Source organism: Nonomuraea sp. H19, assembly GCF_052068215.1.
In the GTDB taxonomy this organism is placed as follows: domain Bacteria; phylum Actinomycetota; class Actinomycetes; order Streptosporangiales; family Streptosporangiaceae; genus Nonomuraea.
The window spans coordinates 18,195-29,750 of the sequence record NZ_JBQHCV010000020.1 but is presented as its reverse complement, the minus strand read 5'-3'; the positions used below and the strand labels follow the sequence as shown (position 1 = coordinate 29,750).

Annotated in this window: 10 protein-coding genes; 4 read left to right on the top strand and 6 right to left on the bottom strand. The window is 69.8% G+C overall.

Features of this window, described 5'->3' with window-relative positions; translation table 11 throughout:
- Positions 1 to 11 precede the first annotated feature (11 nt).
- On the top strand, positions 12 to 971 hold the full coding sequence (locus tag ACTMTI_RS36450) for an NAD(P)H-binding protein (protein WP_441125242.1): 960 nt from the start codon (positions 12 to 14) through the stop codon (positions 969 to 971).
- The gene (locus tag ACTMTI_RS36445; RefSeq protein WP_441125241.1) at positions 968 to 2,560 is read left to right on the top strand and encodes an FAD-binding oxidoreductase; all 1,593 of its coding nucleotides are present in this window, start codon (positions 968 to 970) and stop codon (positions 2,558 to 2,560) included. The genes ACTMTI_RS36450 and ACTMTI_RS36445 overlap by 4 nt, the downstream gene beginning before the upstream one ends.
- 135 nt (positions 2,561 to 2,695) lie before the next feature.
- Here the strand turns inward: ACTMTI_RS36445 and ACTMTI_RS36440 are convergent, their stop codons facing one another.
- Positions 2,696 to 3,451, bottom strand: coding sequence for a GntR family transcriptional regulator (locus ACTMTI_RS36440; RefSeq protein WP_441125240.1), 756 nt, complete (start codon positions 3,449 to 3,451; stop codon positions 2,696 to 2,698).
- Positions 3,452 to 3,518: 67 nt separating this feature from the next.
- Here ACTMTI_RS36440 and ACTMTI_RS36435 point away from each other — a divergent pair, with 67 nt between their 5' ends.
- A complete protein-coding gene (locus ACTMTI_RS36435; protein ID WP_441125239.1) occupies positions 3,519 to 4,076 on the top strand; it encodes an NUDIX domain-containing protein in 558 nt (185 codons plus the stop codon).
- Positions 4,077 to 4,200: 124 nt separating this feature from the next.
- Here ACTMTI_RS36435 and ACTMTI_RS36430 read toward each other — a convergent pair whose 3' ends face one another.
- From ACTMTI_RS36430 to ACTMTI_RS36410, 5 genes are all read right to left on the bottom strand, one after another.
- Complete coding sequence (locus tag ACTMTI_RS36430; protein WP_441125238.1) at positions 4,201 to 5,040, bottom strand: SDR family NAD(P)-dependent oxidoreductase; 840 nt, start codon at positions 5,038 to 5,040, stop codon at positions 4,201 to 4,203.
- Positions 5,037 to 6,620, bottom strand: coding sequence for an FAD-binding oxidoreductase (locus tag ACTMTI_RS36425; protein WP_441125237.1), 1,584 nt, complete (start codon positions 6,618 to 6,620; stop codon positions 5,037 to 5,039). The genes ACTMTI_RS36430 and ACTMTI_RS36425 overlap by 4 nt, the downstream gene beginning before the upstream one ends.
- Entirely contained in the window at positions 6,617 to 7,615 is a 999-nt protein-coding gene (locus ACTMTI_RS36420; protein ID WP_441125236.1) for an alpha/beta fold hydrolase, read from the bottom strand. Before ACTMTI_RS36420 ends, ACTMTI_RS36425 begins: the two co-directional genes overlap by 4 nt.
- A 19-nt stretch (positions 7,616 to 7,634) precedes the next feature.
- Complete coding sequence (locus ACTMTI_RS36415; protein ID WP_441125235.1) at positions 7,635 to 8,876, bottom strand: acyl-CoA dehydrogenase family protein; 1,242 nt, start codon at positions 8,874 to 8,876, stop codon at positions 7,635 to 7,637.
- Between the two features lie 63 nt (positions 8,877 to 8,939).
- A complete protein-coding gene (locus ACTMTI_RS36410; protein ID WP_441125234.1) occupies positions 8,940 to 10,103 on the bottom strand; it encodes a flavin reductase in 1,164 nt (387 codons plus the stop codon).
- Between the two features lie 195 nt (positions 10,104 to 10,298).
- Here ACTMTI_RS36410 and ACTMTI_RS36405 point away from each other — a divergent pair, with 195 nt between their 5' ends.
- Positions 10,299 to 11,546 (top strand): acyl-CoA dehydrogenase family protein, encoded by a 1,248-nt coding sequence (locus ACTMTI_RS36405; protein ID WP_441125233.1) that lies wholly within the window; start codon positions 10,299 to 10,301, stop codon positions 11,544 to 11,546.
- Positions 11,547 to 11,556: the final 10 nt, after the last annotated feature.

The following is an 11,556-nucleotide window of genomic DNA, read 5'->3' as shown; positions in this document are numbered from 1 at the left end:
AAGGAGCGCGCGTGTACCTCATCACCGGTGCCAGCGGGGGGCTGGCACAGACGGCAGCAGAACTGCTGCTTGAGTCGGTCCCCGCCGGCCAGGTCATCCTGACGACGCGGGCACCCGACAAGCTCAAGTCCTTCGCCGACCGTGGCGCCCACGTGCGGTACGCCGACTTCGCCGAGCCGGACAGCCTGGAGGGCGCCTTCGCGGGCGCGGAGCGGATGCTGCTCGTGTCCACCGCCCAGGTCGGGTCGCGCATCGGATTCCACCGCAACGCGATAGAGGCGGCCCGGCGCGCCGGCGTCCAATACCTCGCCTACACCTCGATCGTCGGCGCCGGCATCCAGGAGAACGACGCCGTCGTCTGCACCGAGCACCGCGCGACGGAGGCGTTGCTCCGCGACTCGGGGCTGCGGTGGAACGCACTGCGCGACTCCCAGTACGCGCAGGCGGTCGCCTACTTCGTCGCCCCGGGCGCCGTCGCCACCGGGACGATGATCGGGGCCTGGGGTGAGGGCACGGTCGGGTTCGTCGCCCGGGAGGACTGCGCGGCGGCCGCCGTCGGTGCGCTGCTCGGCAGGGGCGAGGATGATCGGGCCTACGAGGTCACCGGCCCGGAGAAGCTGACCTACCGGCAGGTCTGCGCCATGATCGCCGAGATCAGCGGCGCCGGCATCGCCTACGCCCCGATCAGCGACGACGAGCAGTACGCGATGTTCGACGCCATGGGTGTGCCCCGGGAGTACCAGGAGGACATGTCCTCCTCCCCGATCCCGTGGAACAGCGACGACATGGTGTCCTTCAGCCGCGCGATCCGCCTTGGGCACATGTCGTCCTTCAGCGACGCCGTCCAGATCTTGAGCGGGCGGGCCCCGCGCTCGATGCGCTCGGTGCTCGAGGAGGCCGCGCCGACCTGGCCGCCGACGATCGCCGCCGGGCCCGCTCCGGTCGGCAGCGTTGCGGAAGCAGCGCGATGACCGGCTCACCCGCCATCGAGAGCGCGACCTACCTCAGTGAGAAGGCGCTGCAGCGCTTCATCGACGTGCTCGGTGAGGACGGTGTCGTCCTCGGTGAGGGCCGCTTCCACGAGCAGTACCGCGACAAGTACTGGCACCGCGACGACGACACCTACGACCCGGCCGCGGTCCTGCTGCCTCGCAGCACCGAGGAGGTGCAGGCGGTCGTCCGGATCGCCAACGAGTTCCAGGTGCCGATCTGGACGTCCTCGCAGGGCCGCAACTACGGATACGGCGGCTCCTCGCCACGCGTCAAGGCGACCGTCGTGGTCAGCCTGACCCGGATGAACCGCGTCATCGAGATCAACCGCGACCTGGCGTACGCGGTGGTCGAGCCGGGAGTGCGGTGGTTCGACCTGTACGACGCCCTGAAGGAGTCGGGCAACGAGGACCTGATGGTGACCGTTCCCGACCTCGGCTGGGGCAGCGTGGTCGGCAACTCCCTCGACTGCGGTGTCACCTATCAGCCGTACGGCGCGGACTTCATGGCGCCGTGCGGGATGGAAGTCGTGCTGGCCAACGGCGAACTGCTGCGCACCGGCATGGGCGCCATCCCCGGCAACAAATCGTGGCACACCTACAAGCGCGGCCTCGGCCCGGTCCTCGACGGCCTGTTCGTACAGAGCAACTACGGCATCGTCACGAGGATGGGCTACTGGCTGATGCCACGGCCGCAGGCCTACGCGCCGTTCTGGCTCACGGTGCCGCGCGACCAGCACCTCGAGCAGGCCGTCGACATCATCCGCAAGCTGCGCCTCGACGGCACACTGCGCGGCGTACCGAGCATGTACAACACCGTGACCGTGGCGGCCCAGTTTCCCGGGGTGATGGGCCGGTTCGCCGGCGCCGAGGGGGCATTCAGCGAGGAGACCCTCGACGAAATGGCCGACGCGACCGGCATGGGCCGGTGGGCGTTGCGTGGCGCTCTTTGGGGCGATACGCCGATCGTCGAGTACCAACTGGACAAGATCCGCAAGGCCTGGTCCGCGATACCGGGAGGCAAGGTGCTCTTCGAGCGGACGTACGGCCCGGACGAGTACCACGAGATCAGCACCATCCCCGACAAGTGCCAGGCGGGTCTACCCGGCATCGAGCTGATCAAGGCGATCCCCGAGGGCGTCGCCCACATCGGCTTCTCCCCCGCCATCCCGCTCCTCGGGACCGACGTGCGCGAGGTCGTCGACCTCTTCGACCGCATCGTCAAGGAGAAGGTCGGCGTCAACGTCGCCGGCGGCCTGCTGATCATCAACGAGCGGACGGCGCTCTACGTCACCGGCCTCAACTACGACTACCGTGACGCGGAGCAGTGCCGCAGGGCCTACGACGCGGTGAAGGTGCTCGTGGCCGAGGCGGGCAAGCGCGGATACGGTGAATACCGCGCCCACCTGGACTTCATGGACCTGGCGTCGGCACAATACTCCTTCAACGACCACGCCTACCGGCGGTTCTGCGAGACCGTCAAGGACGCGGTCGACCCGAACGGCATCCTGTCCCCGGGCCGCCACGGAATCTGGCCGGAAAGGCTCCGCCACCTCGCCGATCGCGGCTGAGACGTCGACCTGCTCCTCGACCGGACGAGGAGCCGTGCGGGAAGCCGACCACCGTGCCGGTCGACACGCCGGTCCCGGAGCCGCGTGGCGGCCGGCGCCACGTCACACGGGCGGGGGGACATGTGGGGGTGACGTTCACGGGCGGAGGGTGTCCATCGCCGCGGAGTCGACGGTGAAGGCCACGTCGAGGCCGTATCGGGCGGCGACGTACAGGGAGTCGGTGAGCTCCAGCGGCTCGTCGTTCTGGTCGAGGATCAGGCGGTGCTCGACCAGCAGTGGCGCGCCGGGGTCCACGGCGAGCACGCCGGCCTCGCGCTCGCCCGCGACGGCTGCGCCGATGCGGGCGTGGCCGCGCGCCGGGGTGCGCCCGAGCGCGATCAAGGCGGCATGCAGGGAGCCTTGCTCGAGATCAGCCTCCAGCAGCCCTCGGAGGCTGCCGGGGAACAACGCCCGTTCAAGGGCGATCGGCAGGTCATCGGCCTGTCGGATGCGCTCCACTGCGATCACCCGGCCGCGCCTGCCCAGCCGCAGCCGGTCGGCCTCCTGCGGGGTGGCGGCGCGAGTGGTGGCCGACAACAGCCGGGAGGACGGTCGCTGCCCGCGCCGGCGGATCTCCTCGCTGAAGCGCACCAGGCTCTCGGCGCGGCGGCTGCCCGGCGGCGGGGCCACGAAGGTGCCCCTGCCCGGGTGCCGGACCACCAGGCCATCGGCGGCCAGGCGCTGCACGGCTGCGCGGGCGGTCATCCTGCTGACGGCGAACTCCTCGCTCAACTCGCTCTCCGAGGGCAGCGCGTCGCCCGGCCGCGCGGCGACCACGCGCTCGCGCAGCGCCTGCTCGATGACGAAGTAGCGGGGGGCGAAGTCCTCGGGCCGCCTGCCTGTCGCGTTCACGCCTCGACCATAACACTAGCCGTATATACAGCTATACTGATTCGGCTGATCAAGAGGAAAGGTGAGCATGAGGCCGGACATCGAGCACTCCATCCGCCAGATCTCCACGAGAGTCGCCTACGAGTCGCCGTACATGCGGCTGCGCGAGGACAGGATCGCCCGCCTGGACGGCTCCGAGGGCGTCTACACCTACGTCGACAAACCCGACTTCGCACTGGTCATCGCGGTTGAGAACGGCGGCTTCCACCTGGTGGAGCAGTACCGGTATCCGGTGCGCTCGCGGTCGTGGGAGTTCGTGCAGGGAGCGCTGCCCGACCTGGCCGCGGGCCACCCCGAGTCGGTGGCCCGGCGGGAGTTGCTGGAGGAGACCGGCATCACGGCCGGGGTCATGCGCCACCTGGGACGGCTCAACTGCGCTACGGGCATGTCGTCGCAGGGCTTCAATGTGTTCGTGGCCTTGGAGCTGTCGCACGGGGAGGCGGCGCCGGAGGTCGAGGAGCAGGACCTGCGCCGCCGGTGGTTCTCGCGGGCGGAGTTCGAAGGCATGATCCGCGACGGGGTGGTCACCGACAACTCCACACTGGCCGCGTACGCCTTGCTCCTCCTCCAGATGCCCCCCACCTGAGGCAGCCGACGGGGGAGGCCGAACCCGACGTCGTCTTGCCAGCGTCCCCCTGCGCCTCGGTGGCGATGACCCACGTCCCTTCCGTGCGAGTGCGTCGACGAATGCCCGGACGACGTCCTTCGGGTCACTGGCCCTCAGATCCCTCCTTCACAGCGCGATTGAACGCCGCCTCGATCCCGGCCGCGCGCTGGGCGACCATCGGGTACCACTCGGGGTGGGTGACGATGTGGGTCTCGCCACGAGCGAGCGCGGCCAGCACGATGTCACCCACGTCGGCCGGGTCGAGCCAGCGCAGTTCGGCGATCTGCTCGTCCCGGGAGATGTCGTTCTGCGTGAAGCTGCCACCCTCCGCCTCGGTGGGCCGGGTGCGCAGGCTGTGCGCGATGTTGGTGCGGACCGTCCCCGGCGCGAGCACCGCGGCGCCCACGTTGGACCCCTCCCGCTCCAGCTCGCACGCCAGCGCCTCGGTGAGCGCCATGACGGCGAACTTGGTGGTGGCGTACGCCCCCAGCCCGGGCATGTCGGCGACGAAGCCGCCCATGGAGGACGTGTTCACCAGGTACGCCGGCTCGCCGTGCCGCTTCAGCAACGGCAGGAAGGCGTGGACACCGTGGATGACGCCGTAGAGATTGACGTCGAGGATCCACTTCCAGTCCGCCAGGGTCATGTCCGCGATGGGCGACTCCGGGCCCACGCCGGCGTTGTTGAACACCAGGTGCACCTCGCCGAACCGGTCGACGACCTGTTCGGCCAGTGCCTGCACGCTGCCGGCGTCCGAGACGTCGGTGCGCACGGCCATGGCCCCGATCTCCCAAGCCGCCGCGCGCAGCGGGTCCTCCTCGATGTCGGCGATCACCACGTGGGCGCCGCGCTCCACCAGCCGCTGCGCGATGCCCCTGCCGATGCCCGACGCACCGCCGGTTACCACGGCGACCAGGCCGTTCACATCCGCGATCGCCGTCACGAGCGGTCCTCCGGGATCCGGTAGGCGCTGGGCCACACTCCGTGCCGCCCCGGCGAGAGGATCCCGTTCGGGTCCACGGCGTCCTTGATCCTCTCGACGAAGCGCCGGTAGGCATGGTCGTTGAAGGAGTACTGGTCGGCCGCGAGGTCCATGAAGTCCAGGTGCGCGCGGTACTCGCCGTACCCGAGCGCGCCCACCTCGCGGACCAGCATCTTCGCGGTGTCCACCGCCGCACGTACCTGCTGCTCGTCGCGCGTGTCGAAGCTGAGGCTGCTGACCACGATGGCGCTGCGGTCGTTGATGGGGAAGATCGCGCACACGAAGTTCGTCCGGGCCCGCTCGGTGACGAGCCGCCGGATCACATCGACGACCCGGCGCACCTCGCCTCCGGTGAGCGGTACGACGGGCGAGAAGCCGATGTGCCCGACGAAGTCGGGGACGACTCCCATCAGGTCCATGCTCGGGATCCCGGCCTGGACCTTCTCCATGAACGTGGTCAGTTCGCCCCACTCGTCCCGCCGGAAGGTGCGGTTGTGGTCGACCCGCGACCCTTCGATGGCCGCCCACGCCTCCCGGACGCGCCGCAGTTGGTGCTCGACGACGGGGAGGTCTCCCCACAGCGCGGTGCGCAGTCCCCATCGCCCGATGCCGGTCCGCGCGGCCATCCCGTCGAGGGCCTCGTCGCTCATCGGGCCCTCGGCGCCTATGAACTCGCCGAGGAGCTCGGGGAACTGCGCGGCCATCGTGATCGTGTTCTGCAGGTTCGGCACGCCGCGGATCACGCCGTCGAGGCGGAGCTCGCGGATGATGTCCACCGCCTGCGCCAGCTGATCGTCCCGGGGGACGGTGAGGTAGATCGGGGCGTACGCCTCCGGACGGCGCTGGAGCCACACGCCCGCGCGCGTCACGATGCCGTAGTTGGACTGGATGAACAGCGGATCGAGCACCGGCCCGAGACCGCGTGGGTAGACGTGCCAGGACGGGTTGCCCGGTACGGCGCCCATGCCGGTGCGCAGCAGCTCCCCGTCGGCGAGGACGACCTCCATCCCGCAGATCTTCTGGAAGTCCGAGCCGTTCGGGCCGTAGGTGACCCCGTTGTCGAGGGAGTTGCCGATCACGCTGCCCCAGCCGAGGTCCGGGATGGAGCACCACAGGTCGCCGTTGCCGGAGGCGTCGAGCGCGTCGTACAGATCGAACCACCGGACCCCCGGCTCGACCACGGCGTACGCCAGCTCCCGGTTGACCTCCAGCACCCGGTTCATCCGGCGGAAGCTGAGCAGCAGGGAGCCCCGGACCCGGGGTGACGGGCCGCCGTAGCCGTTGTTGCGTCCCTGGGAGCTGGTCCACACCGGGATGCGATGCTCGTTCGCGACTCGTACGATCTCCCGCACCTGCTCGGTGGAGCTGGGGAACACCACGGCGGAGGAGTCGTAGGTGCGGTCGCCCTGGAACCAGTAGGGATCCCGGTAGGCGTCCCGCTCGGCATCGGACAGCAGCAGCGCGTCGGCCCCGACGATCTCGATCAGGCGGCGTACCGCGCCCTCCGGCAGGGCCTGCGCCTGCCCCACGGTGGCCGTCACGACAACTTCTCCAGCCACGCGACGACCGGCTTGACGGTGCTGGCCGAGTTGGCCTCCAGGATCAGCCCGTGGCCGTTGCCGACGATGCCGGCGTCCCGCAGAGCCAGCAGCTCGGCGTCCGCGCCCACGGCGAGCAGGAACTCGACCAGCGGCGGGGACTGGGGCGCGCTGCCGGACGCGCTGCCGGTCACGACGGCGACCGGGGTGCCGCTCAGACCGGGAATGCGATAGCGGGAGGGGTACGCCTTCAACGGGCCGGGGGACTCGATCGCCGGCTCGGTCGTCAGCTCGGCGTACGTGAGGCCGTAGGTGATTTCGCCCAGCCCGGGGATGTCGGCGTACGGCGGCCCCATGGGCTCGACCGCGACGATCCCCTTGACCAGCTCGGGCCGCCGGTTCGCGGCCAGCCAACCGCCCGGGCTCCCCGCGGAGTGGGTGACCAGCACGGCCGGGCCGATCCGGTCGAGCAGTGCGGCGAGCCGTTCGCCGTCCAGCCGCTGCCCCTCGGCGAAGTCGGCCATGAAGAAGCCCATCGCCGACGTGAGCTGGCGGAACTCCTCGCCCTCGAACGTGCGGTCCCACGGCCACTGGGTCTGCGTCTCGGCGGCGTCGGCGGGCGCGAACAGGAAACTCGCGAACTCCAGCGGCAACGGCGGTGCGACCGGTCCCAGAACGTCCGGGTGGTGCGGCGAGCGCCCGTGGCCTGGCCGGTCGACCACGTACACGGCGTATCCGGCCCGGACCAGGTCGTAGGCCCAGCCCTGCCGGCCGTCGGGCGTGCCGAGCCAGTCGGTGCCCTGCCCGCCGCCGCCGTGGACGAGGACGAGCGGGTACGGGCGGGTGACCTCGACGGGAGCCATCCACTCGACGTAGAGCGGGCCGCGCGGCAGGGTGCCGTGCGGTGTGGAGATCTGCTCCCCCGGGATCCAGAAGAACCCGGTGCGGATCGTGATCGGCTCGACTCTGTCGTCGAGGTGGGGCGGTGTCTTGCTCACGGTGCGTCCTCTCGCGGAGTCAGCGCGCCTCAGGTGACGGGATCTCCAGCAGCAGGCAGGCGGTGTTACGGAACGCCTGCTCCCGCAGCATCGGGTTGCGATGGGTGACGAGCGAGGTCATGTCACGGAAAATCCGGTCGAACCGCTCGCCCTGCCGCATGGACCCCGACCCGATGACGCGCAGCAGGTCGTGTTCGAGCGTTTCCCAGAGCTGGACGATGATCTCGCGGACCACGCAGGCCAGGCTCCAGTCGTCGAGGAAGGTGTACTCGCGGCTGCCGTCGACGGTGGCGCGGCAGTACTCCAGGTGCTTGGCGATGACCCCGTCCAGAGCCAGCTCGGCGGTCTTGATCTTCGTCCACGCCGCGCCATAGTGGCGCTGGTAGTCCACGTCGTACAGCCGTGGCTGGACCGGCGGCAACGGGGTCTTGCGCGTGCGCATGAGCCGTTCGAACTCGTCGAGGGCGTGGTAGAGCCCGCCCACGGCCAGGCTGGCCAGGGACACCGTGAAGGTGAGCAGTCCACGCCCGGCGTACATGGGGTTGCCGTGCAGCTCGGAGCCGACCGTTCCGTCCTTCACCGGGATGTCGATCATGTTGGCGTCCTCGATGACGAGGTCGGCCTCCACGAAGGCGTCGGTGAACCGGATGCTCTCGGAGCCCGTGGCCTTGAGGCCGGTCGAGTCACCCCAGTTGTGCAGGCGCTCGAAGGCCTTCTCCGGGGCGAGGAACATACCCATCACCGGAGCCGAGCCGTCCTGCTGCTCGACCATGCATTGGCCGAGGTACCACGTCGAGTAGGGGATGCCGGAGCAGTAGTCCACGACACCGTTGAGGATGTAGCCGCCCTCGGTTCTCCGCGCCTTGACCGTCGGTGCGGACACCGACGCGGCCCGGAAGTCGCCATTGCCGAACGCCCGGTCCTGCACCTCCTTGGGGTACCAGGAGGCGACGTGCAGAGCGTGGTTCGCGGCGAGCGCGAAGCACCACGCACTGCCCATGTCACCCCGGGCGAGCTCCTTGCACACCTCGAAGAACGTCTGGGGCGAGGTCTCGAGGCCGCCGTACGTCTTCGGCACGAACATGTCGTAGAACCGGTTCGCGAGAAACTTCTCGTGGATGTCCGGGGGGATGTGGGTCAGCCGCTCCGCCTCCTCCTGACGGGCGAGGAGTTCCTCCCGCATCGCCCTCGCTCGCTCGACGAGCTCCTGCTCCGAGGGCGCGGCCAGGTCGCGCGGCGCGGCGGCGGGTGCTGTGGTCATGCCATCTCCTATTCGCCCGAGGGCACATGTGATTGCCGGGTCGGCTTCCGAGGTTCGATCGAGTCACGCCATGCCGGCGTTCGCGCCGCGGCGCAGTTGGTCCTGGCGGCGCATCTCCAGCGGGCGCTGCGCGTGGTTCCGGAGTGCGGCGACGACCCTGGCCACATCGCCTGTCTCGTAGCCCTCGACGAGCTCGAGGTGGTCGTCGAGCAGGGAGCTGGAGGCGTAGCTTCCCCGGTCGAGGGCGCGCAGGTTCAGCCCAGGCAGTCCCAGGCGGCGGTAGGTGTCCAGCAGGATCGCCGACCCCGCGAGCTCCACCATGTACTCGTGGAAGCGCTCGTTGGCGCGCACCCAGCCCTCGGGGTCGGTGAACCGGCCGTTCTGGACGAAGCCGATGGTGTCCTCCATGAGCTCGCGCAGCCGCGCCTTCTGGCCGGAGGTCACCTTGCCGACGGTCTGCTCCGCCACGCCGATCTCGATGGCCAGCTTGGCCTTGTAGACCTCATCGATGATCGAGTCCGGGACGGGCGCGATGAGGTAGTTCCCTTTGTCGCGCCGGATGAGCCCCTCGTCGGCCAGCGCCACCAGAGCGCGGTGGATGACGTTCGCCTCCACCCCGAGCTGCTCGGCCCACCGGCCGGTGTCGATGATCTCTTCAAGGTCGCTGCCCGCGTCCAGCGCGCGGGCGCGGACCTCGCGCAGGACCGAGGCCTCCGGCGCCGTCTGCATCCGGCCGAAGCGGCCGCGGAAGTAGGCGAGCGGATGGCCGGGGTACGACGTCGCCTCCTCGACGTGGGCGAGGAACACGTAGTGGGTGCCCGCCTCCACCTGCTCGGCGACCCGGCAGATGAGATGCGCTATGGCGCCGACCAGCAACGGCGAGCCGTTCGACGCCGTCTCGGTGGGCACCCCGTCGTACTTGTCGGGGACGCGGGAGGCGAAGCGCGTGGCCAGGTCAACGTGGTCCTCGGCGAGGACGTTGACCGCGAAGGCCCCGCTGTCGCGCACCGCGGCGGCGGTCGCCGAGTTCCGGTTGAGGCAGGTGAGCAGCATCGGCGGGTCGTCGGTGAGAGAGCTGACCGCGCTCGCGGTGCTGCCGTACCGGATGCCGTCGCGTACGGTCGTGATCACGGTGACGCCGGTGGCGAACCGCCCGATGACGTCGCGGAACTCACGCGAGGTGACCACGCGGGGTCCGGCCTGCGTGACGGGTGACGGCGTGGCCATCGCTACCAACTCCCCTGGAGGCCCGCCGGGCAGGCTCCGTGTGAACTCGGGTGTGAACTCTGTGGCATGGACTGTATGACAATCGTACGAAGCAGTAAAGAGCACGTTGCCGCTTTGCTACAGGCAATCGGACTAGGCGAGGGGGCATGTGACTGCTTATAGTATTGTCATACAAAAACTTGAGAGGGGAGCTCGATGACCACGAGCCTTTACGCCGCAGCAGCATCCGCACCCGCCCACCCTGCGGCCGAGGGCACGGTCGACCACCTCCTCGGGGTGGCGACCCGTCTTCGCCCCGCTCTGCGGGCCGCGCAGGCAGAACACGAGGCGCTTGGCGGCTACTCGGAGGTGATCCACAAGCAGCTCCTCGACGCCGGCTTCTACCGCATGCTCCAGCCGGAGCGGCACGGCGGCCTGGAGCTGTCCCTGGAGGACTTCCTCCGGGTCGGCATCGAGATCTCCCGCGGTGACCCGGGCGTCGGCTGGTCGTTCATCCTCGGCGCCGGACACGCGTGGCACGTCGCCTCGTTCTTTCCCGAACAGGCCCAGGCGGAGCTCTTCGCGGGCGATCTCATCGCGCCCGGTCGCACGATCCCGCGCGGCAGGGCGGTCCGCGCCGGCCACGGCTATCGGCTCTCCGGCACGTGGGACTACTGCTCCGGCTCGATGTGGAGCACCCACGCGATGCTCGTCGCGCCGACCTTCACCGACCAGGGCGAGGCGCTCGGCCTGCGAGCGTTCATCGTCCCCCGGGGCGAATACGAGATCCTCGACGACTGGGGCGGCGATCGCATCCTGGGCATGCGGGCCTCCAGCTCCAACTCCATCCGGGTCGACGACGCGATGGTCCCCGAGCACCTCAGCGTCGTCTACGACTTCAAGGACCACGTTCTCGGCGCCCACGGCACGATCGGCTACCAGCAGCACCGCAACCCGATCTACCTGGGCCGGACCATCGCCTTCTTCAACTGCGAGCTCGTCGCCACCCAGATCGGCGCGGCCTGGGCGGCCCTCGACGTGTTCGACGAGCTGATGACCGAGCGCCCCACCAGCTTCCCGCCGTTCATGCCGCGGACCGATTCCGCCGAATACCACCGCTGGTACGGCAAGATGCTCGCGCAGATCGACGCCGCCGAGACTCTGCTGCTCGGCGCGATGCGCCAGTACACCGAGCTGGGGCGGCGCTGGGAACGCACGGGCCAGGAGTTCACGCCCGAGGACGACGCCCGGCTGCGCGGCGTGATCCTGCAAGCCGCCCAGCTCGCCAACGAGGCGGTCGATCTGGCCTTCTCCACGGCCGGGTCCAGCGCGGCGCGGCTCGGCTCGCCGATGGAGAAGTACTACCGGGACGTGGCGATGTTCAAGACGCACATCGCCGCCAAGTGGGACGTCACGTACGGAGCGCTGTCGCGTTACCACTTCGGGCAGCCGCTGACGTTCTGAGGAGGCGACG

Excerpts from the sequence above, each read along its gene's own strand:
- ACTMTI_RS36445 (WP_441125241.1), top strand. The coding sequence starts at position 968 with ATGACCGGCTCACCCGCCATCGAGAGCGCGACCTACCTCAGTGAGAAG.
- ACTMTI_RS36435 (WP_441125239.1), top strand. The coding sequence starts at position 3,519 with ATGAGGCCGGACATCGAGCACTCCATCCGCCAGATCTCCACGAGAGTC.
- ACTMTI_RS36415 (WP_441125235.1), bottom strand. The coding sequence starts at position 8,876 with ATGACCACAGCACCCGCCGCCGCGCCGCGCGACCTGGCCGCGCCCTCG.
- ACTMTI_RS36410 (WP_441125234.1), bottom strand. The coding sequence starts at position 10,103 with ATGGCCACGCCGTCACCCGTCACGCAGGCCGGACCCCGCGTGGTCACC.
- ACTMTI_RS36405 (WP_441125233.1), top strand. The coding sequence starts at position 10,299 with ATGACCACGAGCCTTTACGCCGCAGCAGCATCCGCACCCGCCCACCCT.